Origin of the sequence: Amycolatopsis sp. MJM2582 (assembly GCF_000754115.1) — a bacterium.
Taxonomy (GTDB): domain Bacteria; phylum Actinomycetota; class Actinomycetes; order Mycobacteriales; family Pseudonocardiaceae; genus Amycolatopsis; species Amycolatopsis japonica.
Genome location: NZ_JPLW01000012.1, coordinates 15,380 through 39,435 on the forward strand (window position 1 = coordinate 15,380; position 24,056 = coordinate 39,435).

Genomic DNA, 24,056 nt, shown 5'->3' on the forward strand with positions numbered 1-24,056 from the left:
CCGACACCGGCCAGCACCCTGGTTTCCCGGTGTGGTGGCGATCTAGGGTGGCCGCATGGCGAGGACGCAGGGCGTCAGGCGTGAAGGGACCGGGAACGTATGACCACGCTCGTCGGAGTGGACGCGCTGCGCGTGGCCGAACTCGATCTGCTCGCGCGGCGCGGCTGGTTCCTGAAGTTCCTGTTCTCCCCAGAGGAAATCGACGAACTCGCGACGGCGGGCAGCGTCTGCCTCGCTTGCCGGTTCGCCGCGAAGGAGGCGGTGCTGAAAATGCTCAGGACCTGCCTGTCCGGTTCCGTCCCGCCGGCCCAGATCGTGATCCGGCGGTCCGGAGCGGGCGCGACGTCGGTGGAGTTGCGCGGTGCGGCGTCCGAACGTGCTCGCACACTGGGTATCGCGCGGGTCGATGTCTCCATTTCCTGTGAGCGGGGGCTCGTGATCGCGGTCGCGCTGGGGACGGCCTGACCCTCAGGTCGCGAGCAGGTCCGCCACCCGGAATCGTTCCACCGAACCGCAGTCGGCGAGGATGTCGTGCGCCTTCCGCAGAAGTCCCTGCCCGGCACCGGGATCCCGTTTCGCGGTGACTTCGCCGAGGACGGCGAGCGCGTGCCCCTCGCCGATCCGGTTGCCGGTGCGGCGATGCAGGCTCAGCGCGCGCTCGGCGCATTCGGCCGCCTGTTTCCGGTCGCCGCGGTCGCGGCGGGTGGTGGCCAGCACCATCTGTGCCCGGGCCGCGAGGAGCAGGAAGTCCCGCCGGGTGGCCAGTTCCGCGGCCGCGTCCGCATGCGTGACGGCGTCGTCGAGCCGCCCGCCGCGACGACACACCTCGGCCAGCGCCAGCAGGCCGACGATCTCCGCTCGCGTGTAATGGATCTTGTGGGCGAGTTCGACCGCCTGTCCGGCCAAGATCTCGGGAGCCACGGGCAACTCGGTCCGGCCGGCGAGTTCGGCCAGCGCCGCGAGCGCGTTCGCCTCCGCCCGGCGATCGCCGGTTTCCCGGGCCAGTTCCAGCATCGCCTCGGCGTGCTCGGCCGCTTCGGCGAATTCCCCGGTTTCGGCGCACAAGGCCGCCAGGGAGCAGAGCGCGGTCGTCTCGCCGTAACGAGCGCCGTTCTCCCGGTGCAGGGAAACACTTTTCGACAGCGACTCGCGCGCTTCGGTCAGTCTGCCGAGGTCGAGATAGACCTCGCCGAGCGTGGTGTACACATGCGCGGCGCCGTCGCGATTGCCGGCGCGTTCGATGAGTGAAAGGGCCTGGGCCAGCCGCTGGATGGCTTCCTGTGGCTTGCCCAGCTCCCGCAGCAGTGTCCCGATGTTGTGCAGGTTGGCCGAAAGTCCCGCTTCCCAGCCCATCCGGCTGTTCAGTTCGATCGCGCGGTCGAGTTCCGCGACCGCCTCGTCGAGCGCGCCGAGCTCCCAGTGGACTCCGGCGAGATTGCCGCGCGCGGCGGCTTCCGCCTCCGGCCACCGTTCGGCGGTGGCCAGCTCCAGCGCCTTGGTGTAATGCGTGATGGCGGACGCGTAATCGCCCAGCCCGCGATACACCTGCGCGAGACTTTGCCGGGCGGCGATCCGGCCGCGCGGCTCACCGTCCACGACCGCCGCGGCGAGCCCGGCCTTCGCGACGGCGACCCAGTCCACGGAATGCCTTCTGAGCCAGAAGAAGCCGCGCAGGGCGTCCGCCAGTAACCAGACGACCCGGTGCGGGCCCTGCGCGGCGGCGTCGTGGATGATGGCCATGAGGTCGGCACGTTCCGCTTCGAGCCATTCCAATGCCTCGGTGTCGTCATCGAAGACGACGTCGGTCTCGCCGAATTCGGCTCCTTCACGAAGCCGGAGGATCTGCGGCGTGATCCGCGTGACCGCGACGGTCACCGTCGCGAGATACCAGCCGAACAGCCGGAGCCTGGCCGCGTCGCGGTCGGCCGCGTCGTCCTCGGCCCGCGCGCGTTCGGTCGCGTACAGCCGAAGGAGATCGTGGCACTGGTACCGGCCGTCGGTGCCCCGGGCGACGAGATGCGCACGCTCCAGTTCGGCGAGAGCCTGGGACACGCTCTCGGGGTCCTGCCCGGCGAGCGCGGCTATCGACCGCGCGGTGAAATCCGGCACCTGGACCACGCCGAGCAACCGGAACAAGCCCTGCGCGGCCGGGCCGAGCCGCCGGTACGAGAGCGCGAACGCGGCGCGGACCGCGGCCGACGGGTCTCCGTCGATCCCGAGCCGGTCCAGCCGGTCGGCCCGCAGCAGCCCGTCGACCACGGCACCGATCGGCCGGTCCCGGCCGATGCCGATGTCCGCGGCCGCGATCCGCAACGCGAGCGGCAGCCCGGCGCACAAGCGGACCAGTTTCGCCGCCGCCCGGCGTTCCTCCTTGACCCGCTGCGCGCCGACGAGCCTGGCGAGCAGCTTCAGCCCTTCCTCTTCGGTCAGCAGGTCGAGCCGGACGGCACCGGCGTCGTGCAGGACGACGAGTCCGGGCAGTTCCTGCCTGCCGGTCACCACGACGAGGCTGCCGGGACGACCGGGCAACAGCGGCCGCACCTGATCGGCCGTGCCGGCGTTGTCGAGCACCACGAGCATCCGTTTGCCCGCGAGCTCGGAGCGGTAGAGCGCGGCCAGTTCGTCGGGGTCCACCGGTATCCGGTCGGGCGGGACACCCAGCGAGCGCACGAGCCGGACCAGTGCTTCGGCCGCGGTCACCGTGGCCGACCGCGCGCAGCCGTGCAGATTCAGGTAGAGCTGGCCGTCGGGGAACCGGTCGAGCGCGCCGTGTGCCCATTGCAGTGCCAGCGCGGTCTTGCCCACCCCCGCGGTGCCGCTGACGACCACCACCGGTGCGCCGCCGGCGACCAGTGCGTCGATCCTGCGCAGCTGCGCGGTGCGGCCGGTGAACGTCGGCACCGCGGCGGGCAGCTGCCTCGGCCCGGCGGAAACCGGCTGTTCGGCGGCGGGCAGGTCCAGAGCCGGATCGGTGCGCAGGATGGCCTGGGCGAGGTCGGTCAGCTCCGCACCCGGTTCGAGCCCGAGCTCGCCGGTGAGCAGGGCACGTGCCCGGCGATAGACCCCGAGCGCCTCGGCTTGGCGCCCCGATCGGTAGAGCGCGAGCATGAGCTGCGCCTGGAAATGTTCCCGCAACGGATGTTCCCAGACGAGCTCGGTGAGTTCGGCGACGACGTCCGCGTGCCTGCCGAGCGCCAGATCCGCGTCGATGCGCTGCCCCAGCAGGACCAGCCGTCGTTCCTGCAGCCGGTCCGCCTCGACCTGGAGCGCGGCACTGCTGTCGGCCAGCCCGCCGAAGGGAGGACCCTGCCAGACCGCGAGTGCCTGCCGCGCCAGGCTTCCGGCGACGACCGCGTTCCGCCGCTCGTGTGCCGTACGCGCTTGGTCGGCGAGATCCTCGAACCGCCGGACGTCCAGTTCGCCGGGATTCACCACCAGCAGATAGCCGGGTCTGCGGTGCACCACGCGATCCGGGTCCATCAGCGCGCGACGGAGCTGGAGGACGTAGAGCTGGAGGTTCTTCGCCGCGGTGCGTGGCGGGCGGCCCGCCCACAGGCCCTCGACCAGCGCGCTCACCGGGACCACCTCGCCCGCGCGATGGAGCAGCAGTGCCAGCAGACGGCGGACTTTCGGTGCGCCCAGCTCGAGTTCGGTATTTCCGTCGCGGACACCGAGCGGCCCGAGAATCGTGAACTCCATATGCCCCCACTCACCTCGCCGGAATAATCGCGAAGCACTCGCGACCTTTGCGATTAGTGGTCCATACCAAATTTATACCGGCTCTCCGCATGCTTCGGAACAAGAATTCAGCTGGCGGGAAAACAAAGTGCGATCGTGTAGGACGAACACGCCTGGGGGCAAGGTCAGTGTCTGCGTCATCCGCTCCGAACCCGACCGACGGAACGAGCCTGTCGACTGTACTCGATCTGGTTTCCACCGCAAGACGGGAAGTGCTGACCACCGCGACGGGCGGTTCGCCGTGGTTCGGCGGGACCGTCACCGCGGCCGCGCGCCGCGGCGCCTTCCCGCCGCACGTCCGGGTGCGGCTGCTGTGCACGACACCGGCGGAACACGCGCGCGGCGAGATCACCGAGGCGGTGCGGCACGGGCTCCGGGTCAAGGTCACCGATCGGGCGATCGAAGAATCCCTTTTGATAGACCGCAGACTGGCGCTGGTCCCTTCGGGTGGCGACGACGCCAAAAGCTTGCTCATGGTGACCACGCCGACGTTGATCAGCGCTCTCGCCGAGGCCTTCGACCCTCGCTGGGAGGAGGCGACGCCCTGGGAGATGACGTCCGCTCGGCCGGACGAGTTCGAACAGGCGATCCTGCGCTGCCTGGTCGACGGACTGACCGATGAAGCGGTCGCGAACCGGCTGGGGGTATCCGCGAGGACCGTTCGGCGGTACGTCAACGTCCTCATGGCCCGCGTCGGCGCGAGGAGCCGGTTCGAACTCGGGTTCCGGGCGGCGGAATGCGGGTGGCTGCCCGACGGCACGGCCGACTGAAGTGCTTGTCCGGTAGCGGCCGCATTCTCCGTCCATTGTGGATTGATCATTACCCGAGTCGCCGATCGAGATCGCTTTCTCCGGTCGCCGAGTCCGGTTTCGGCCAAATTCTGGTGGCCCCCGCGGGGACCGACCTAGATTCCGTTCCGGATCGTCTCGAATTCACGTCCTGATTGGACCAGCCACGTGACCACTCCGCCCCTCTGCCACGACATAGTGCTCACCGGTGCCGTCATGACCCATCCGCGGCGGCCGGGACTCACCGGCCGCCTGCTGGCCGCCGCGCCCGCCGGGGCGCTGCGACCGGTCGCCGATCCGGAGCCCGGCGGACCGCCGACCGCCCTGCGTACCGCGATCCGGGCCTGGTCCGCGATCGCCGAAGGCGCGACCCACCACCTGGTCCTCCAGGACGACGCCGTTCCCGTCGACGGCTTCTTCGACCACGCCCGGGCGGCCGTCGCGGCCGCCCCCGATGCCGCGATCGCCTTCTACACCAACTGGAACTCCCGCAACGGCGCCGCCGTGCGGATCGCCGCGCTGGCCGGGGCGAGATGGGTCACCGCGACCCACGAGTACACCCCGACGGTCGCGCTGGCGCTGCCCGCCCGGATCGCGGCCGGTTTCGCGGATTTCGCCGAAGCGCACGGCTCGACCTGGCCCGACGACGTCGTCATGTCCCGGTACCTGCGCGCGGCCGGGGTCCCGGTGCTCCTCGTCGCGCCGAATCTCGTCGAGCACGCGGACGAACCCAGCGTCCTCCGCAACGACTCGCACGGCTCACGGCGGTCGGCGTGCTTCGCCGCCCCGCCCGGCGACGACTGGTCACTCGGCGCGGGTCCGCTCGATCCCGACGTCATCCCGTTCTTCAAACACGGGATCGCCCAGTGCGTCGTGCGTGAGGACGGAAGACGGACGACCATCGACGCCGAACGGTACTTCGGCCGGGCGGGCTGGGATTTCGACGCCTGCCAGAAGCAACGGCTCGAAGTCACCGGGTCGGTGTTCGGCGCTCTCGCCGATCTGGAACGGCATCTCGACGAAGAAGCCATCGAAGGACTCTGGACCACGGCCTACCTCCTCGGCGCCCTCGGGACCCGCGGCCGGCTCGACCGGGTCGGCTCCCTCGCGCTGGGCACGATCGGCGCGGGCGGGGTGTGCACCACCGTCGGCGCTTCCACGCTCCGGACGCTGCGGCCCGCCATGTCGGAGTTGGCCCGTCTCGGCCACGAAGCCGGTGCCCGGGCACGACTTTCGCCCGCGCCCCGGCGGGAACGCGTCCTCGTCACCACCACCCACCGCCCGCTCGGCCGGGAGATCGCACGCCATCTGGCCGATCGCGGGTACGAGGTCCTGGCCGGGAACGACGGGCCGGACGTCGACGCCGTGGTCCACGTCGCCGAACCCGGTTCCACGCTCCCGTCCGTGACGGCGCGGCACGTGGTCCAGGTCTGCCCTCCCGGCGCACCCGTCCCCGCCGCCGCGCCGGGCACCAGCGTCCTGCGGACCGGTTCGCCGTACGGGCCCGGTATCGAGGGCTATTCCGTCCTGGAGACGTTCACCCGGCAAGCCCTGCTGGCACAACCGATCCAGGCCGATGTCCCGGCACTGGCGACCCACCGGCCCGCCTACATCCGGGACATCGCGCTCGCCGTGCACCACCTCCTGCACCAGCCGGCGCCGCGGCGGACCGTCGCGACTCCGTCCCCGCTGACCAGCCGGGAACTGGCCGACGCGGTCGCCCGCACCGTCCGGCGGGTTCCGGTCAGCTGGCCGTCGTCGCCGCACGGCCCTTCCGCCCCTCGTCTCGTCGCCGACGAACCGGCGACGGAACTCGATCAAGGCATCCGCGCACTCGCCCAATGGCTCGCCTACGAAAAGGACGAAGCATGAAAGTCGATCGTCTCTCCCAGCCGGGTGACGGCCTGGTCAACGAGGATCTGGTGCTCTCAGGCCGGTATCACGCACTGGTCATCGACGGCGCGACGGCGGAACCGGGCGCGGAGACCGGCTGCGTGCACGACGTCCGCTGGCTGGTGGCGAGACTCGGCACCGCGCTGGACCGGCTCCTCGTCGAACGTCCCGCCGAGGACCTGCGTGCCGTCCTCCGCGCGGCCATCGAGTCGGTCCGCGACGCCCACTCCGGAACCTGCGATCTCGGCAATCCCTGCGGCCCGACGGCGACCGTGGCGATCCTGCGCGAACGGGACGGCTTCGCCGACTACCTGGTGCTCAGCGATTCGGCGGTGGTGCTCGAACGGCTCGACGGCACCGTCGAGGCCGTCATCGACGACCGGATCGACCGGCTGCTGCACCTGTCCTGGCAGGAGGTCCGGCCCCTGCGCAACGCGCCCGGCGGGTTCTGGGTCGCGGGCAGTGATCCGGCCGCCGCCGCCCAGGCCCGCACCGGCACCGTGGAACTCTCGCGACTGCGGCGCGCCGCGCTCCTCACCGACGGCGCGTACCGGCTCGTCGAACGGTACGGCTGGACCTGGCACCAGCTGCTCGACGTCGCCGAGCTCGACGGCCCGGCCGCCGTCGTCCACGAGACCCGCCGCGCCGAACTTCGTACCGCGCCGGGCCATTTCGCCGGGAAACACCACGACGACGCGACAGTCGCCTTCTGCCGATTCGAGACCAGCGCCGCTCCCCTGACCCGCCCGACCCATGAGGTGACGAAATGACCCGGTTCCAGGTCCGTTTCACCGGCAAGACGGCTCGCTCCGGTCCGCTGGCGTTCGGCCACGCGAACATCGTCCGCGCCATCACCCTCGACGACGATCCGACGCGGCTCAACCTCGCGATGGTGTTCGACGTGCCCGGCGCGCCGGTGGATCAGGTCGCCGCCTGGATCCGGGTGCTGCTCGAACGCCACGAGTCGCTGCGGACGACGTACTCGTTCGGCGATCGGACCCTCCAGCACGTGCTCGCGGAAGGCGAGCTGGACGTCGAGGTCGTCGAGAGCGACGGCGACGTCCTCCGGACGGCCGAGAGCACCGCGCGGGCCCTGCGATCCCGGGTCTTCGATCTGACCGCGGAGCTGCCACTGCGTCTCGCCGTGGTGACCGAGAACGCCGTCCCGCGCCGGCTCGTCTGGGTGGTGAGCCACGCCGCGATGGACGTCGCCACCTGCGAACTCCTCCTCGGCGAATGGACCGAGCTGGCCGCCGGGCACGAGCTGCCCGTGGACGACTCGCCACAGCCGCTCGACGTCGTCGAACTCGAGAAGACCCCCGCGGTGCAGCGGCTGGGACAAGCGGCGACGCGGTACTGGGAAAGCAAGCTGCGTACCGTTCCGCAGGCGATGTTCCCCGTGCCCGCCACCGGAACCGGCTTCCTCCGGCCCGGGCTGCGGGTCCGTTCACGGGCCGCGATGGGCCATATCGCGGCGATCGCCGAGCGGACCAGCGCGAGCCCCTCCGCCATCGCCCTCGCCGCGCTCAACGCGCTGATCGCGCACTGGACCGCGCAATCCTCCTGCGTGACGACGTCCTTGTCCGGCAACCGGGTGCTCAAGCAGTTGCGCCGCTTCTTCGGTTCGATGGCGCAGGACGCGCTGCTCCCGGTCACCATCCCGGAGACGTTCGACGAACTGGTCCACGCCGTCCGCGCCGCTTCCGTGCCCGCGTACCGGCACAGCTGGTTCGAAGCCGACGCCATCTGGGAGGTGATCACCCGTGTCACCCACGAACGGGGCTTCTCCTTCGCCAGGGATCTCGTGTTCAACGACATGAGCGCGCTGGGCGACGCGGCGGTCGGCGAGCCGCCTCGCGCCGCGTACGGCAGGCTGCCATCGGTGTGGTTGCCGGGCGGGCCGGACGTCGAAGACGACCCCGAAATCGGTGGCACGCTGGAACTGCTGCCGCAGGAGGACATCCCGACCCGCTTCTTCGGCTGCCTGTACCGCCTCGACACGGAACTGGATCTGACGCTGTGGGTCGACCCCGGCTGTCTCGACACCTCCGAGGTGACCGAGTTCGGCCGCGGTCTCCTGGCGTTGTTGCGTGCGGCGGCCGAGGCGGATCTTCCGGTGAAGGAACTGCATTCGCTCACCACGCTCGCCCCTATCGAACGCGGGGAGGGTTGGCATCTCTCGGACTCGTGCTGGGTCGAGCTGGACGCCGTCCGGGCACTGGTCTCCGACGTCCTAGGTGACCGGCCGCATCTGGTGACCGCGGAGCCCGACGACGTCCTGGGGCACCGGCTGGTGTGCCACCTGACCGGCCCGGCGACGCCCGCGGACCTGCACGCCCGCGTACTGGCCGCGCTGCCGGGACGGCCGACCGCGCTGGCGCCGCACCACTACGTGATCTGCGCCGAGCCACCCGCCGATCCGCTGGATCCGGTCGCCTGGACGGCCACGGCCATCGACTCCTCGAGCGGGCGGGAGCTGCCGGTATGAGTCACGACACCGAAACCCTGACCGGTGAAGGAAAACCGGCCGCCGGACGGCTCTGGTCCGGCAACTTCAAGCTCTACCTCACCGCGCGCAGCGGGTCGATGCTGGGCGACGCGATGCTGCCCGTCGCACTCTCGATCGCCGTGCTGGCGGCGGGTCACGGGATCGACGGCGTCGGCTACGCCCTCGGCGCGTGGATGGGCGCGCTCGCGTTGTTCATGCTGTTCGGCGGCGTGCTCGCGGACCGGTTCACGCCGCGCCGGATGATGATCATCGCGGACCTCGTCCGGCTGGTCGTCCAGGGCGGGATGGCGGTCGCCTTCGCCGTCGGAACGCCGTCGCTGCCGGCGATCGTCGTCCTGCAGTTCCTCAGCGGTGCCGCCACCGCGTTGTTCCAGCCCGGTGTGGCGAGCATGGTCCCGCAGGTCGCGGAGGACGTCCAGGGCGCGAACGGCATCCTGCGGATCTCCGAGGCGATCTCGGGCGTGCTCGGCCCGGCGCTCGCCGGTGTGCTGGTCGCCGTCGCCGGAGCCGGGACCGTGTTCGGGATCTATGCCGCGACGTACGGGATCAGCGCCCTCTGCCTGTTCGCCCTGCGGCTCACGCCGGTCAAGTCCACTGAGGACAGTGAACCGTCGTTCTGGCGTCAGCTGGTCGAAGGCTGGCGGGAGTTCGCCGCTCGCGGCTGGCTCTGGGGCGTGATCGCGATCCACCTGGTGTACGGCTGTTTCGTGGCGGGTGTGTCGCTGCCGGTCGGCGCGGACCTGGTCGTCTCGGACTACGGTTCGACCGCGCTGGGCATCGGGATGGCCGCCTTCGGCGCGGGCGGGGTCGCGGGCGGCGCGGTGGCCATGCGCGTCCGCCCGAGCCGTCCGCTGCTGTCCGGGGCGATCGGCTGGGCGTTGTTCGCGCTGTACCCGATCACGCCCGCGGTGGGGCTTCCGGTCGCCTTGCTCGTCGCCGGCTGGACGCTGGCCGGTTTCGGCCTCGCCTACTGGGGTGTCCTCTGGTCCACCACGGTCCAGACCCAGATCCCCGCGGAACTCCTGAACCGGGTCTACGCCTACGACGTCTCGGGATCGCTGCTCGCGTTGGTGCTGGGCAGGTCGCTCGCCGGGCCGATGGCGAGCCTTTTCGGCGCACGGCCACTGATGATCCTCGCGACCGTGCTCGGGCTCGCCTGTACCGTGCTGCTGCTCGCGGTCCGCTCGATCAGGGACCTGCGAAGTGCTCAGTGACCGCCACCGCCACTCGTACCCATTCCCACTAGGAAGGATCTTCCATGCGACCGAAGAATCTGGCGTTGCGGCTCGGGCTGTGCCTCGCCGCGGTCCTGGCACTGCTCCCCGCCTCCCCCGCTTCCGGGACACCGGACATCGAGGCCGCCCCGCCACCGGATCGGCCGATCCTGGAGGCGTTCTGGGGTGGCACACCGCCCGCCGACCAGGTCCCCTGGGAAATGCTGAACACCATCAGCTACTGGTTCGCCTCGCCGGCGGGCGGCCGGTGCAGCACCCCGGACGCCAAGCAGCGCAAGGACATCGAAAGCCTCGCGGCGGTGAAACGTGAGCACCCCGGCCTGACCGTGCTGATCATCGGCGGCTGGGCCGCGCCGGGATTCGGCGCCGGCGCCGCGACCGCCGAATCCCGGCGCGCCTTCGTGAAGTCCTGTGTGGACAAATGGCTGAGCGCGTTCCCGGCCGGGCTGGTCGACGGATTCGACGTCGACTGGGAGTTCCCGGTCTCGGGAGGGCTGCCCAGTATCGGCAACTCGCCGGCCGACCGCGCGAACTTCACCTTGCTGCTCAAGGAGTTCAGGTCCCAGTTGCAACGCTATGCCCGCGACCACGGCAGGCCTGGCCGCGCCATGAAGCTGTCCGCGGACATCCCCGCGGGCCGTGTCCAGGACGACGGCACCGGAACCGGGGGCGCGCCCTACGACGCGTCCAACAGTTTCGACCTGCGTGAAGTCGGCAGGCTCGTCGACATCTTCAACCTGATGACCTACGACTTCTGCACGGGCTACTCGAAGTTCTCCTGCTTCAACGACCCGCTGGTCAAGCGGCCCGGTGATCCGAACGACGAGTACAACAACAACGTCGGCGCGCTGAAGTACATGACCGACCACGGTGTCCCGCGCGAGAAGATCGTCCTCGGCGTTCCCTTCTACGGCCGGGCGTTCACCGTCACTTCGACCGCCAACGACGGCCTCTACCAGCCGTACACGGCCATGCAGTTCCTCGACTACAAGGTCCTCATGGGCCCGGAGTGGGCCGGTGACCCCGGATTCCGCAAGGGCTGGGACCCGATCGTGCGCTCGCCGTACCTCTGGAATCCGGAGAAGAAGATCTGGGTGAGCTACGAGAACCCACGGTCCATTCAGGACCGCTCGCTGTTCGCGAAACGCCACCGCCTGGCGGGCATGATGATGTGGGAGCTGGGCGCCGACGATCCGCAGCACAGCCTGCTCGCCGCGATGACCGGGCCCTGGCTCCGGCCCTGATGGAACGGCCGGCGGTCGCCCGACGTGGGAACCGCCGGCCTCCGCGGTCCCGGGCAAGGGGGCTCTCGCGGTACCTGTATCGCCAGGAACTCCCCGACGTCCAGCACGCCTGTCAGCCTGTTCGAGTCGGCTTCACACGACAGAACGGACGAAGACTCATGGCGGGCGACCGGTTCACCACTCACTCAGGACTTTTCGATCTGAGTGGGAAACACGCACTTGTCACTGGCGGAACCAGGGGCATCGGGATGATGATCGCGCGCGGCCTTCTGCAGGCGGGCGCCCGCGTCATCGTCAGCTCACGCAAGGCGGACGCGTGCGCGGAGGCGCAGCGTCTGCTCTCCGAATTCGGCGACGTTCGAGCGATCCCGGCCGACCTGTCCAGATACGACGAGTGCCAGCGCCTCGCTGATCTCGTCAAGGCCGACTGGGAACGTCTGGACATCCTCGTCAACAACGCCGGAGCGATGTGGCGCGAGCCGCTGGAGACGTTCCCCGCCGAGGCCTGGGACGCGGTGATCGACCTCAACCTCAAATCGCCGTTCTGGCTGGTGCAGGCGCTGCTGCCCGCGCTGCGCGCGGCGGGTACCGCCGATGATCCCGCGCGGATCATCAACATCGGCAGTATCGCCGCCATCCACGTCGCCGAGGCGCCCAACTACTCGTACGCAGGCAGCAAAGCGGCACTCCATCAGCTCACCAGGGTGCTCGCCAGGGAACTGGGCCCACAGCACGTCACGGTGAACGCGATAGCCCCAGGAGTGTTCCCGTCGCGGATGATGGCGGCCACGATCGACGCCATCGGCGACACGATCGCGGCGAAGACACCTCTGCGCCGCATCGGCCGTGACGACGACATGGCAGGCACCGCCGTGTTCCTCGCCGGCCGGGCGGGGTCCTACTTGACGGGCGCGATCGTGCCGGTCGACGGCGGCATCGCGACGACCGCGTCAGGTACTTAGGGGGTACCAGCAGTGCCTCCCTTCGCCTGTGGACACCGGCCTACAGTGAAAAGGTGGCCACGATCGACCTGCGCACCGAGATCAAGGAATTCCTGAGTTCGCGGCGCGCGCGGATCACGCCGGAGCGGGCCGGACTGTCCGCTTACGGCGGCAACCGCCGGGTCAAAGGTCTGCGTCGCGAAGAGGTAGCCCTCCTGGCCGGGGTATCGGTCGACTACTACGTGCGGATGGAGCGCGGCAGCCTCGCCGGCGCCTCCGACGGGGTGCTCGGCGCGTTGGCCTCCGCCTTGCACCTCGACGAGGCCGAGCGCGATCACCTGTTCCACCTGGCACGGCGCTCCAAGGCGCCCGCTCGCCGACGCCGGCCCGCCGTGACGGTGCGTCCCGCGCTTCAGCAGGTTCTCGACGCCATCACCGACGCGCCGGCGTGGATCTGCAACGGCCGTTATGACGTGCTGGCCATGAATCACCTTGCCCGCGCGCTGTATTCGCCCGTGCTGGCCGACCCGCGACGACCGGCGAACACCGCGCGGTTCGTGTATCTGGATCCCGAGGCGGCGAAAACGTTCTTTGTCGACTATGACCGGATCGTCCGCGACGTGGCCGCGAAGCTACGCATGGAAGCCGGCCGCGATCCGCACGACGAGGAGCTGATCGCCCTGGTCGGTGAGTTGTCGACGCGCAGTCAGCGGTTTCGGCGGCGGTGGGCGTCTCAGGACGTCCAGCTCCACCGGTCCGGACGCAAACGTCTGCACCATCCCGTGGTGGGCAGGCTCGACCTGGACGTCGAGTCGATGGAGCTGCCCGCCGAACCCGGCCTGCTCCTGACCGTCTACACCGCACCCGCCGGGACGGCGACCGCGGACGGCCTGGCCCTCTTGGCGTCGTGGGCGGCCGGCCAGGAGAACCCGGCGACCGAGATCACCGCCCGGGCTCATCGAAGGTCCGCTTGATGACCTCCAAACCGCGCGACATCGCCTCGGCCATCGGCGCGGCCAAGGCGTCGGGGAGGACGTCGCGGGCCCACACCAGCCGGCACCGCCGTTCGCCGTCGGCGAAGACCTGCATGGAGGCGTTGTCGTGGTCCGGTCGAACGGTGCCGCCGATCACCGCGTAGACGATCCGGCGCGTGTCGTGGTCGACGGTGACGCATCGCTCCCGGACCACCGTGCCGTCGGCGAAGGTGACGACCCGGCAGCCGTCCTCGATCCGGGTGTCCACCACGAACCCCGGTGCCATCCGCGAAGGACCCGTGCTGAAGTCGCCGATCACCTCCCACACCGCTTCGGCGCTGGACTCGACCATGATTTCTTTGCTGAGGGAAGCCATATCCCCAACCTGCCCCGAACCCGTCCCCCACGTCTTGAAGATCTTTGCGGAACTGTCGGACCCTCCACATAGCCTCCGTGGGTGCTTTCCTTCCTCGGGCTAGCGGCCCGCCCGGAGTTCGCCATCGCGGACGTGGACTGCCGGGACGACCATCGCGGCTGGTCGGCCGAGCGACCACGCGAGGACGTGCGGCTCGTGCTCGTGCGCCGCGGCGGGTTCCGCCGCCGGGTCCGTGGCGTCCCCGTGGACCTCGACCGCACCGTCGGCTACCTCGGAATGCCCGGTGAGGAGGAGTACTTCGCCCATCCGGCCGGCGGCGACAGGTGCACCTCGATCAGCCTGACCCCCGCGTTCTGGCGCGCGATGGCCGGCGACGCACCACGGCTGCAACGCACGTCGCTGTACGTCGACGGCCGGCTCGACCTCGCCCACCGGCGGCTCCTGGCCGCCTCCCGCGCCGCCGACACGGACTACGCGGCGACCGAAGGACTGGTCAGCCTGGTGACCGAGGCCGTCCGGCAGGTCGTGACCACGACTGTCCCGGAGAGCGATCCGGCGGGCGCCGGTGACCGGACCCTGGTAGCCCGAGCCCGAAGTCTGATCGGCGAGGGTCATCCCGCCGCGGCGGGCCTGGTCCCGCTCGCCACCCTGCTGGGTGTCTCGCCGTACCGGCTCAGCCGGGCCTTCACCCGAGAACTGGGGGTTTCCCTGACCCGCTACCGCAACCGCGTACGCGTCGCCCGAGCGCTGGACCGGCTGGAAGCGGGTGAGCCCAGCCTGGCCACCCTCGCCGCCGATCTCCGGTTCTCCGACCAGGCGCACTTGTGCCGGACCGTGCGCGAACATCTGGGGCACACCCCCACCGCGCTACGCAGGCTGCTCACCACGGTCGAACGACAGCACCGATAGGCCGTACGGATGCATCGAGCGGCAGTTTCCGCGCTTTCTGTCCCGTTGGCGAGTGAGGTCACATAGTTTGCAACCGGCGCACTTGTCCGTCCACAAGTAACCGGGGAGAGGAGCCGGCCACCCCGGCGAATCTCACCCGGCATCGCGGCCGCAAGGCTTCCCACCCCGACCGTGGGTGGCCGGGTGCGCCTCTTGACCGACATCACTCTTCTTGCCCAGTAAGGGATTCAGCATGCGCAAGTGGATGACCAGATTACTCGTGGCCGGCGTGCTCGCCACGACCGCCACGGCCACCGTCACGGCGGTCGGCACGGCAGGCGCGGCCGACGGTGTCTCGACCGCGGCCGCCGAGTCGACGTTCCCCCTAGCCGACCCGGACACCGTCCAGGCGAAGGACGGCTCGTACGTCACCTACGGCACCACGGTCGGCGCCGGTGTCGGCGAGCGGTGCGGCGTGACCGGGAAACTGTTCGTGCCGGTGCTCGTGCACGGCTCCGGCAACACCGTCGGCGTGGGCACGTGCGCGTCGGCCGACGCACTGCCCAACGGGCCGGGCAGCTGGGCGGAGGGCAACGTCTGGGCGCCCGGCGTCGTCCGCTTCGGCGACACCTACTTCATGTACTACACCGCGTCCAAGCGGGGCTCCGGCCAGAAATGCCTCGGCCGCGCCGTCTCGGGCAGTGCGCGAGGACCGTTCACCAACCCCGTCGAGTGGGCCTGCCCGGGCAACGGCCGCTGGGCCATCGACGCGAACCCGTTCGTCTCGGGCGGCTCCATGTACGTCGCCTACCGGGACGACGCGATCACCTCGTACCCGGAGACCGGTATCTCGGTCGTGCGCACCCAGTCCAACGGCATGGCGGACTGGGACACCCGCCGGGACGCGTTGAAGAGCACCGACATCGGCTGGGAGACCATCCGGATGAGCGGCGGCACGCACGTGATCGAGAACCCGTCGATGTTCAAATCCGCCGACGGCTATTGGTACCTGGCCTACTCCGGCAACAACTGGGACAGCGCACGCTACGCGACCGGCATCGCCCGGTGCGGCACCGGCCCGATCCCGTCGACGCGCTGCACACCGCGGCAGAACGGGGCCGAGCGGCCCTACTTCGGGTACACCGGCACCGGCGGCCTCAACCCCTACCGCGGCCTGCCCGGCAACCACCCCGGCCCGGGCGGGATGGACTTCTTCCAGGCGGCCAACGGCCAGTACCACGCCGTTTACCACTGGTGGAACGGCACTCGCCGGTTCCCGATCGTCGCGACGGTCCTCCGCAACGACGGCGGCTTCTACCTCAGTTAAAGGCCCGACTGTCCACAAGGGACACTCGACCGCTCCCCACGGACCACCCGGACCCCTGCCCGGCCCGGCCGACATCGGTCTTCACCACCTTTGTCGGCCGGGCCGCGGCAGTCAGGTGAAGATGACGTCCGAGCAGGAGTAGAAGGCCTCGCCGGAATCGGGCCAGTGGCGTTGCCAAATCGAGTAGATCAAATGCCTGCCGGTCCGCCCGCCGGGCAGGTTCGCCTTCAACTGGTAGGCGTTGCCGGCGATCGGCGGGTTGTTCTGCTTGTAGAACGGGGTGTCTTCCAGGTCGGACCACTTGAGCGGTTTCGTCGGGTCGTAACCCGGCTTGGTGACATACAGCTCGAAGGTGCCCGGGTGCGCGGCGGTCAGCTGATACCGCAAGGTGTACGGACCACTGGCCGGCATCGTGGTCGCCGGCCAGTCGGCACGGGCCAGATCGAGCCCCTTGTACTTGTCCCGGCCGGCACTGCACAGCTTGCCGTCCGGGATGATCTCGCGGCTACGGCCACTGGCGTCACCGATGTTGACCTCGTCCCAGTCGTAAATCGGCCAGCTGTCGCCCACCGCGATGGCGGCCTTGCACGCGGCGGACCGCGGATTCTCCGGACCTTCCTGGAAACAGCGCATGATCCGGCTGATCGGAGTGCCCATCGAGCCATGCGCGAGCGCGGGAACGGCGGTGAACACCGAAACCGCGCCGAACACCGCGGTCAATACCGCGACTTTCACCACAGAGCGGGAAAACTTCATCGCACGAGTCCTCTCATGAGAGGTCTAGACCATGCCACGGTAGGCGCCCGGCACACCGCCGAGTAGGCCCGAAAGTCGGGTTCGGGCTCCGGTCACGTCGATTTCCCGGAAGGCGAGGGCCCAGTTCACGGGCGGGCTCGGCAAATCGGTTGATCGCCGGGCAGAGACCATGACACGCTGCCACCGCCGACCGCAGGAGCCGCTCTTGACCGTGAAAACCACCCCGGTGATCGACATCGCGTTGGCGAGGCGTCTGATCGACACGCAGTTCCCGCAATGGGCCGGGTTGCCGCTGCTTCCGTACGCCCCGGCGGGCTCGGATCATGTGATCTACCGGCTGGGCGAGAACCTGTCCGTGCGGCTACCTCGCCACGACGGCGCGATCGAGCAGGCGCCGAAGGAAGCCGAGTGGTTGCCCCGGCTGGCCCCGCACCTGCCGCTGGCCGTACCCACACTGGTGGGAGTGGGAACGGCGGACTTCGGCTATCCGTGGCCATGGGCGGTGTCGCGATGGCTGGACGGCGAGGTGGCGACCGTGGACGCCCTGTCCGGCTCGCACGAAGCCGCAGTGGCGTTGGCCGGGTTCCTGACCGCGCTCCACCGGATCGACGCCGGAACGACCGAGGATCTCACCGGTCGTCCGCTCGCCACTCGGGATAGAGCGACGCGGCTCGCCATCGCGAAAGTCGGCGATGCCTTCGACACCGCGGCGATGACCGACCTGTGGGACAACGCCCTCGCCGCCCCCGGCTGGGGCGGTCCGCCGGTCTGGTTCCACGGCGATTTCCACACCGGCAACCTGTTGACGACCAACGGCCGCCTCAGCGCCGTCCTCGACTTCGGCGAGCTCGGCGTCGGCGATCCGGCTCGCGATCTGATCATCGCCTTCACCCTCATGTCGGCCGAAACGCGAGCCACCTTCCGCACCGCGCTCGATGTGGACGACGCGACCTGGACCCGCGGTCGTGGTTGGGCCTTGGCCACCGGTTTGAACGCCTATGTCTCCTACGCCGCCGTAAACCCCCGCGTCGCCGCGCAGACCACCCGCCAGATCACCCAGGCACTCCTCGGTTGAAAGACGGCGGTGGCTCGGGCAGCACGGCGGTCATCGCGCCGTCCACGGTGACGGTCTCGCCGGAGACGAACCTGGCCCGATCGCCGAGAAGGAAGGCGACCACGCTCGCGACGTCGTCCGGTCCGGCGAGCTCGCCGGACGGCTGAAGCACGGACAAGGCTTCGCGGGTACCCGCGTCCCGCCAGCGATGCGCGTTCCGCGGCACCATGACGAACCCCGGCCGGACGGTGTTGCACCGCAACCCGCGCGGTCCGAGTTCCACGGCGGCCGCGCGGCCCAGCGCCTCCAACGCGGCCTTGGCCATCGCGTACGGGGCCTGTCCGCCCCAGGCCAGACAGGCGTGGATCGAACTGACGAGCACGGCGGCGCACCGCCTTCCCCCGGCACGGGCGACCAACTGCTGCAACGGTTCCAGCGCCGATACCGCGCCGATGTCCAACACTTTGCGCAGCGCGTCCGCCGTCTGTTCGGTGAAGGGGGCGCGATACTCGCTCAGCAGGCAATGCACCAGCCCGGTCACCTCGCCGAGTGCGTCGAACGCGGCACCGATCACGGCCGGATCGCTGGCGTCACCACGGATCCACGGCACGCCGGTGTGTTCCGGTGGCGGTGGCGCGACGTCCACCACCGCCACCGGCCGCCCCTCCGCCTGCAACGCGCGGACCGCGGCCGAGCCGATACCGCCCGCGCCGCCGAGTACCACCACACCGCTCATGACCACTCCCCACTGGTGAAGAAGGCACGCACGACGAGCCCCGCCGCCGCGACGACCAACGGATTGCCCCGTGCCAGTGGCCGGACCAGCGCGTGCGGCGGGGCCGTCTCGACGCGAGCGCGCACCGCGTCGAGCCATCGGTCCGACGGCGCGCCGCTGCCGCCGAGGACGATCAGGTCCGGCCGCATCAGGTCGTACACCGTGTCGGCCACCAAAGCCACCTGCGCGCTGCGTGCATCGAGCAGCCCCGCCGCGGCCGGATCCGTGTCCGCCAAGCGGATCAGCTCCGCCAGCGAGGTCGCCGCTACCCCGGCGGACCGGGCGGCGGCGAGCAACGCCACGTCCGTCCCGCATTCGCCGAAGCGCCGATGACCGCCGCCGTCGAGCTCGGGTACGAGGAGGCGGCCGAAGTCGCCTTGGACGATGCCGTTCGGGCAGGTACCCGCCGGACGGCTGAGGAACCCCGTCTCCGTGACGTTGCCGATGAACAGATACGACACGTCGTGCCCGCCGAGCCCCGCGCCGAAGGTGAGTTCGGCACCCAGCAGGGCGGCCACGTTGCCGTCCACCACGACGTCGAGCCCGGTCCGCTCGCGTAACACGTCGGAGACCCGGACGTCGGTCCAGCCCAGTACGTCGTTGCGCACGACCCGGCCGGTCGCCCGGTCCACTTCACCGCCGGCGGTGACACCGATGCCCAGCACCGGTCCCGGCGCGGCGTCCGCCACCCCCGCCGCCAGTTCCGCGGCATGCCGCAGAGTGCCGGCGACGTCCGCCGGATCGCGCTTCTCGGAGTGTGTCTTGACGCAGTGCCCGGACAGGTCGATCAGCCCGAGCGTGGTCCGTTCGAGACCCAAGTGCACACCGACCGCGTACCGGCTGGACGAATCGATCTCCACCGGCACCCGGGGCCTGCCGACCCGGGCGCCGGTGGAGCGCTCGGCGAGTTCGCGGACGACACCTGCGGACAGCAAGGGCTCGATGATCCGGCTGACGCTGCCGTGGTTGAGGGACAGTTCCTTCGCGATGTCGCCGCGCGCCAGCGGACCGCTCCGGACGAGCAACTGGAGCACGGCGGCCGTGTTGGCCTGCCGGGCTTGACGCGGCCGGCTTCCGGTGTGACCGGGGTGGCTCATCGCGACTCCGGTTTCCCGGACTCGACACCGTTGGTCTCCTCCAGTTCGACACCGGTGGTGGCCAGCCACGGCGACAGCAGCACGATCACCGCGCTCACCAGGAACGCGCAGGCGTACCACGCGACGACCGTGACGCCGTGCTTCTGCGCCAGCATGGGTGCCAGGAACACGTTGAGCGCGATCGCGAGCCGGGTCACGCACTGCGCGATACCGGAACCCAGGCCCCGCAAGGAGGTGGGGAACGCCTCGGTGCTCCACACCCAGGACAGCACGCCCGGACCGAACCAGGTCAGCATGGCGTACACGACCCAGAAGCCCACCAGGCCGACACCGGCGCGCTCGCCGGTGAACGCGATTCCCAGCCCGGCGCCGAACACCCCGAGACACGTCCACACGCCCAGCCAGCGCCGGTTGACGCGGTCGATGATCGCGGCGCCCGCGACCACGGCGATCAGCCCCACCACGAAACCCAGCAGGGAGAAGTACAGGGTGTTGGAGACCCCGATGCCGGTGCTGCTGATGATCAACGGCCCGGCGACCGTCGCCACCGCGCCACCGAATGCCTGGATGGCGAAGAAGGCCGTGACCGTCGCCAGCCGCCGCCACGCACCGCCGGACACCAGCATCCGGTAGCTCCGCCGCTCCGGGACCTCGTGTTTCGGCGGTTCCAACCCGAGCGCGTCGTAGATCCGCCGCGCCTCCTCCACGCGACCACGCGCGCTCAGCCAACGGGGTGACTCCGGCAGGAACTGCCTCGCCACCAGAACGGCGGCCGCGGGCAGCGCGGCCAGCCCGAACAGCCACCGCCAGGTTTCGTCGCCGAACAACGGCTGGAGCGCGAGCGCGAGCAACACCGACGTGACGGCGCCACCCAGCCACATCATGTTCGGCAAGCTGCCCGCGATCCGTCCTCGGCGGGATTTGGGCGCGATCTCGGTGAGGAAGGCGTGGGAGGTCGGGATGTCCATCCCCACCGCGACACCGAGCACGAACCTGGCCGCGACCAGTTGCCACACGTCCTGGACGAACGCCGCGGCGAGGGAGGCCACCACGAAGACCGCCAGGTTGATCATGAAGATCAGCCTGCGGCCGAAGCGGTCGGACAGATCACCGAAGACCACCAGGCCGAGCGCCGTGCCCACGAACGCCGCCGCGGTCACGAGGCCGACCTGGGAGGCGGTGAGGTGGAACGACGGCTTGAGGAACAGGACCGCGGCGCCGATGACGAGCAGGTCGTAGCCATCGATGAACTCGCCGAACGCGACGAGCCTGCCGGTCCAGTTCCGCACGAACCGCGCCCGTCTCGGCGACATCGTCGACCGGCTCGCCATTCCCGACACCATCCGGATTCCTCCCCGCCCCGACTTTTGTGCGACGAGCACTAAATTAGGAGCGGGCCTGGCGCCTCCGCCCCGATCCGGCGGCTTCCGGGACGATCGGTCCGCCGAGTCGGGCCGATCGGGCAAGCGGTCCGCCGATCTGCCGTTCCCGGATCCGCCCGGTCCGGTATGGTTCCGACAATTCGCCCTCGAGCGAAGACATCTGACTGGGGAGTCAAAAGTGAAGAAGATCGGAGCGGCCGCGATCGTGGCCGGAACCGTGCTGGGCACCGCGATCACCGGAGCGGGCGTGGCCGACGCCGCCGGCGGCGCGGGACCGAAAGACTGCTACACGACCACGAGTTGCTCACTGGCGTCGGGATTCTTCCCCGGCGGCACCATCCACGTCGACATCGACGCGATCGGGGCGCCCGGCTCGCCCGACCACTGGTTCAAGTGGACGATCGGCAACTGCTCGGGCGGCGGCTACATCCACGCGCCGGCCAAGACGGAATCCTGCGTTCTGCCCGCGAGTTTCTACACGCTGACGACCGGCCCGCTGCAGTACCCGGTGAACTGGCGGATCGGCATCCGCTGGGACCACTGACCCGCCGGGTAGGTCCGGCCACTTGCGCGATGCCTCGACCAGCAACGCACGCTGGTCGAGGCATCGGCGGCCGCCCTCGGTGAGCGCGATCCGGTCACCGCAGCAGTGATCGGATCGCCCGGACGCCCGACCGAGCTATCCGTCATTCGTGGGGCGCCAGACGCCGAACCACTGCTCGGCGTCGTACTCTTCGAACCGCTCCACCTCGATGAATCCCAGCTTCACCGCGAGCCGCATCGAGGGATCGTTCGCAGTCTGCGTGCAGAGCACCACCGGTTCACCGGGAAGCGCGCCGGCGAACCACTCGAGCGCTGCCGCGCACGCCTCCGCGGCATACCCGCGTCCCCATGCCCGCGGCAGGAACAGGTAGCCGAGTTCGGTCTCCCCGGCGTCCGGGCGAACGTGCCCCGGACGCTCGGCATCGCGCTGATCGAGCGTGATCATGCCGATCATCGATCTGTCCAGCTCGACGACGAACAGTCCGAAGCGCCGGCCCGGCACCTCAGGACTTGTGCGTTCGAGCTCTTCGCGGGATCGAGGGCCACCGACGTAGGTACCCACCTCCGGCGACGCGAACAGCTCGATGAACGCCGCTCGGTCGCGCGCCTCGGACTCACGGAGCAGGAGCCGCTCGGTCTTGATCGGGGCCGGTGGCCAGACGACGGATCCGCGCTCGGTCATAGCGGGCAAGCTAGCGCACGCCCATGCGGTCAGACGCTCCACCGCCAGGCGCGGGCCGCGAGATTTCGTGTCGCCAAGCCGATTCCGGTCTTCGGCACGAGCATGGCCGCGGTCATCTTGGCAGTACGCCGCGCGGGCCCGACCCGGGCGCGGTGCTCGGCCTCGTACTGGCCGAAACCGGCGGACGACGCCGACGTCAGAGCGGTGGCGAGGGTGTACGCGCCGGCGATCGCGAGGCTGGAGCCTTCACCGAGCAGGGAAACACAGGAGGCCGCGTCACCCACCAAGGCGATCCGGCCGTGTGACCATGAAGGGAGGTCGACGACACTGACCGCGTCGAAGAAGACGTCGTCGGCCTCCCGAAGGCGTTCGAGCAGCTCGGGGACCCGCCAACCCGCATCGCCGTACACCGCGGTGACGATCAGCTTGTGCCGGGCCGTGTCCCGGTGGTCCACATTCTCGGCCTGGGCACGGAAGATGAACGCGACGCCGCCGTCGTCCCGTGACGGGTGAACAGCGACCAGCCTGCCCGGGGTGTTGTGGAGGAGGACTTCCTCGGGGTGGTCGACCGGGCCGCCGAACGACGTGGTGGCGACAAAGATCCCTGTGGGGCGCACGAAAGAACGCTCGGCCCCGAAGATGAGCCGCCGGACCGCGGAGTGCAGGCCGTCCGCGCCGATCACGAAGCCGAAGCGCCGGGGTGAGGCCCGGTCGAAGGTGACGTCGACGCCGTGCTCGTCTTGGCGCAACCCGACGATCGTGTCGTCGAACAGGAACTCGGCGTCGCCACGGGCCGCCTCGTGCAGCACGGTGACGAGATCCGATCGAGGGACTTCGAACTCCTCCCCCTTGCCCGCGGACAGGCCGACAGTGGCGATCCGACGGCCGTCTCCGCCGAGCAGACACACCCTTTTCGCACTCGTCGCGACGTCGCGTAGACGGCCTACGACGCCCATGGCCTGGACAACCGGCAGCGCGGGCCCACGAACGTCGACCGGGTTACCGCTGGAGCGCATGCCCGGGGCCCGCTCGACGACAGTGACCTTGAAACCGTTACGTGCCAACCAATAGGCGAGCGTCGAACCGGCGACTCCGGCGCCGCAGATCAACACGGTCTCCATGCCGGACGACGATATCAGCAGTGAGTGCAAATCGGCAATGACTGCATGTTTGCACTCACTGCTGCCGCGCGTATGCTCCCCGCATGTCCCTCCGTGATCGAAAGCGAGCCCGTACACGCCAAGCGCTCATCGACGCGGCGACGGAACTCTTCGAGCGCAAGGGCTACGACGAGACGACGATCGCCGACATCACGGCGGCCGCGGAGATCGGCGCGCGCACGTTCTTCAGCTACTTCGCCAGCAAGGAAGAGTTGCTGTTCCCGGACGCCGACGAGCGCGTACAGGCCGCCATCGACGCCATCGCCACTCGCGGACCGGCCGAAGGCCCGGCCGAGGTCCTGCTGCGAGCCCTGAGCCAGGTCACCGCGACCAGTGACGAACTGGTCAGCCCCCTGGCGGCGTTGCGGCTCCGGATGATCCAGACCGTGCCCGCCGTCCGCGGCCGTGCGCTTCAGGAACAGCTGGCCGCGCAACGAGAAATCGCGAAACATCTGGCGGCCGCGTTCCCGGACCGGATCGACCCGGTGGGTGCGGCGGCGCTGACGGGGGCGTTCGTCGGCGCGGTCACCGGCGCGCTTCAGGCCCTGCTCGACGACACCGACGGAACGGACCCCGCCACACTGCAGGCCGCGATGAGGACCGCGACCGAAGTCGCGCTCGCGCCCTGGCGACGATCGCCATGACCGGACACAGTCGCCCCAGTGTCGTGCGCCTGACACGGGTGAAGGGCGCT

At 70.0% G+C, this 24,056-nt stretch carries 22 protein-coding genes; 14 read left to right on the top strand and 8 right to left on the bottom strand.

Annotated features, from left to right (window positions below):
* The first annotated feature begins 99 nt into the window (after nucleotides 1-99).
* Nucleotides 100-465: a holo-ACP synthase gene (locus ED92_RS41010; RefSeq protein ID WP_037348325.1), complete on the top strand. Its 366-nt coding sequence runs from the start codon at nucleotides 100-102 to the stop codon at nucleotides 463-465.
* 3 nt (nucleotides 466-468) lie between these two features.
* Here the strand turns inward: ED92_RS41010 and ED92_RS41015 are convergent, their stop codons facing one another.
* Complete coding sequence (locus tag ED92_RS41015) at nucleotides 469-3,699, bottom strand: BTAD domain-containing putative transcriptional regulator (protein ID WP_052121338.1); 3,231 nt, start codon at nucleotides 3,697-3,699, stop codon at nucleotides 469-471.
* 251 nt (nucleotides 3,700-3,950) lie between these two features.
* Here ED92_RS41015 and ED92_RS41020 point away from each other — a divergent pair, with 251 nt between their 5' ends.
* The 8 genes from ED92_RS41020 (at nucleotide 3,951) to ED92_RS41055 (ending at nucleotide 13,322) form a co-directional block, all read left to right on the top strand.
* Nucleotides 3,951-4,508 carry a helix-turn-helix transcriptional regulator gene (locus ED92_RS41020; protein ID WP_052121340.1) on the top strand — a complete coding sequence of 186 codons (558 nt, stop codon included), beginning with the start codon at nucleotides 3,951-3,953 and terminating at the stop codon, nucleotides 4,506-4,508.
* 186 nt (nucleotides 4,509-4,694) lie between these two features.
* A complete protein-coding gene (locus tag ED92_RS41595; RefSeq protein ID WP_152611177.1) occupies nucleotides 4,695-6,398 on the top strand; it encodes an NAD(P)-dependent oxidoreductase in 1,704 nt (567 codons plus the stop codon).
* Entirely contained in the window at nucleotides 6,395-7,189 is a 795-nt protein-coding gene (locus ED92_RS41030) for a protein phosphatase 2C domain-containing protein (RefSeq protein WP_037348326.1), read from the top strand. Before ED92_RS41595 ends, ED92_RS41030 begins: the two co-directional genes overlap by 4 nt.
* Complete coding sequence (locus tag ED92_RS41035; RefSeq protein ID WP_052121344.1) at nucleotides 7,186-8,907, top strand: condensation domain-containing protein; 1,722 nt, start codon at nucleotides 7,186-7,188, stop codon at nucleotides 8,905-8,907. Before ED92_RS41030 ends, ED92_RS41035 begins: the two co-directional genes overlap by 4 nt.
* On the top strand, nucleotides 8,904-10,142 hold the full coding sequence (locus tag ED92_RS41040; protein ID WP_037348328.1) for an MFS transporter: 1,239 nt from the start codon (nucleotides 8,904-8,906) through the stop codon (nucleotides 10,140-10,142). Before ED92_RS41035 ends, ED92_RS41040 begins: the two co-directional genes overlap by 4 nt.
* Before the next feature lie 44 nt (nucleotides 10,143-10,186).
* A complete protein-coding gene (locus tag ED92_RS41045; protein ID WP_052121346.1) occupies nucleotides 10,187-11,407 on the top strand; it encodes a glycoside hydrolase family 18 protein in 1,221 nt (406 codons plus the stop codon).
* A gap of 158 nt (nucleotides 11,408-11,565) precedes the next feature.
* A complete protein-coding gene (locus ED92_RS41050) occupies nucleotides 11,566-12,369 on the top strand; it encodes an SDR family oxidoreductase (RefSeq protein WP_037348331.1) in 804 nt (267 codons plus the stop codon).
* Nucleotides 12,370-12,422: 53 nt separating this feature from the next.
* Complete coding sequence (locus tag ED92_RS41055) at nucleotides 12,423-13,322, top strand: helix-turn-helix transcriptional regulator (protein ID WP_037348332.1); 900 nt, start codon at nucleotides 12,423-12,425, stop codon at nucleotides 13,320-13,322.
* On the opposite strand, the gene ED92_RS41060 is transcribed toward ED92_RS41055, so the two are convergent.
* Nucleotides 13,291-13,698: an SRPBCC family protein gene (locus tag ED92_RS41060; RefSeq protein WP_037348333.1), complete on the bottom strand. Its 408-nt coding sequence runs from the start codon at nucleotides 13,696-13,698 to the stop codon at nucleotides 13,291-13,293. The two genes, ED92_RS41055 and ED92_RS41060, sit on opposite strands and share 32 nt — an antisense overlap.
* A gap of 81 nt (nucleotides 13,699-13,779) precedes the next feature.
* On the opposite strand from ED92_RS41060, the gene ED92_RS41065 reads away from it, so the two are divergent.
* Nucleotides 13,780-14,607 carry a helix-turn-helix transcriptional regulator gene (locus ED92_RS41065; protein ID WP_037348334.1) on the top strand — a complete coding sequence of 276 codons (828 nt, stop codon included), beginning with the start codon at nucleotides 13,780-13,782 and terminating at the stop codon, nucleotides 14,605-14,607.
* 244 nt (nucleotides 14,608-14,851) lie between these two features.
* Nucleotides 14,852-15,913 carry a family 43 glycosylhydrolase gene (locus tag ED92_RS41070; RefSeq protein ID WP_233629981.1) on the top strand — a complete coding sequence of 354 codons (1,062 nt, stop codon included), beginning with the start codon at nucleotides 14,852-14,854 and terminating at the stop codon, nucleotides 15,911-15,913.
* 111 nt (nucleotides 15,914-16,024) lie between these two features.
* Here the strand turns inward: ED92_RS41070 and ED92_RS41075 are convergent, their stop codons facing one another.
* Nucleotides 16,025-16,669 carry a lytic polysaccharide monooxygenase gene (locus ED92_RS41075; RefSeq protein ID WP_037348338.1) on the bottom strand — a complete coding sequence of 215 codons (645 nt, stop codon included), beginning with the start codon at nucleotides 16,667-16,669 and terminating at the stop codon, nucleotides 16,025-16,027.
* A gap of 211 nt (nucleotides 16,670-16,880) precedes the next feature.
* Between ED92_RS41075 and ED92_RS41080 the strand changes: the two genes are divergently transcribed.
* Nucleotides 16,881-17,744, top strand: a complete 864-nt coding sequence (locus ED92_RS41080) for an aminoglycoside phosphotransferase family protein (protein ID WP_235213527.1) — start codon at nucleotides 16,881-16,883, stop codon at nucleotides 17,742-17,744.
* Here the strand turns inward: ED92_RS41080 and ED92_RS41085 are convergent.
* The 3 genes from ED92_RS41085 to ED92_RS41095 are packed head-to-tail and all read right to left on the bottom strand — an operon-like array spanning nucleotide 17,722 to nucleotide 20,926.
* The gene (locus tag ED92_RS41085; RefSeq protein WP_037348341.1) at nucleotides 17,722-18,459 is read right to left on the bottom strand and encodes an SDR family NAD(P)-dependent oxidoreductase; all 738 of its coding nucleotides are present in this window, start codon (nucleotides 18,457-18,459) and stop codon (nucleotides 17,722-17,724) included. The genes ED92_RS41080 and ED92_RS41085 overlap by 23 nt on opposite strands.
* Nucleotides 18,456-19,595, bottom strand: coding sequence for an ROK family transcriptional regulator (locus ED92_RS41090; protein ID WP_081976091.1), 1,140 nt, complete (start codon nucleotides 19,593-19,595; stop codon nucleotides 18,456-18,458). Before ED92_RS41090 ends, ED92_RS41085 begins: the two co-directional genes overlap by 4 nt.
* The gene (locus ED92_RS41095) at nucleotides 19,592-20,926 is read right to left on the bottom strand and encodes an MFS transporter (protein WP_235213525.1); all 1,335 of its coding nucleotides are present in this window, start codon (nucleotides 20,924-20,926) and stop codon (nucleotides 19,592-19,594) included. The genes ED92_RS41090 and ED92_RS41095 overlap by 4 nt, the downstream gene beginning before the upstream one ends.
* A gap of 229 nt (nucleotides 20,927-21,155) precedes the next feature.
* Here ED92_RS41095 and ED92_RS41100 point away from each other — a divergent pair, with 229 nt between their 5' ends.
* On the top strand, nucleotides 21,156-21,521 hold the full coding sequence (locus tag ED92_RS41100) for a hypothetical protein (RefSeq protein ID WP_037348342.1): 366 nt from the start codon (nucleotides 21,156-21,158) through the stop codon (nucleotides 21,519-21,521).
* Nucleotides 21,522-21,656: 135 nt separating this feature from the next.
* Here the strand turns inward: ED92_RS41100 and ED92_RS41105 are convergent, their stop codons facing one another.
* Nucleotides 21,657-22,202: a GNAT family N-acetyltransferase gene (locus ED92_RS41105; protein ID WP_037348343.1), complete on the bottom strand. Its 546-nt coding sequence runs from the start codon at nucleotides 22,200-22,202 to the stop codon at nucleotides 21,657-21,659.
* A 29-nt stretch (nucleotides 22,203-22,231) separates the two neighbouring features.
* Nucleotides 22,232-23,323, bottom strand: coding sequence for an FAD-dependent oxidoreductase (locus tag ED92_RS41110; protein ID WP_037348346.1), 1,092 nt, complete (start codon nucleotides 23,321-23,323; stop codon nucleotides 22,232-22,234).
* A gap of 83 nt (nucleotides 23,324-23,406) precedes the next feature.
* On the opposite strand from ED92_RS41110, the gene ED92_RS41115 reads away from it, so the two are divergent.
* A complete protein-coding gene (locus tag ED92_RS41115; protein WP_037348347.1) occupies nucleotides 23,407-24,006 on the top strand; it encodes a TetR/AcrR family transcriptional regulator in 600 nt (199 codons plus the stop codon).
* Nucleotides 24,007-24,056: the final 50 nt, after the last annotated feature.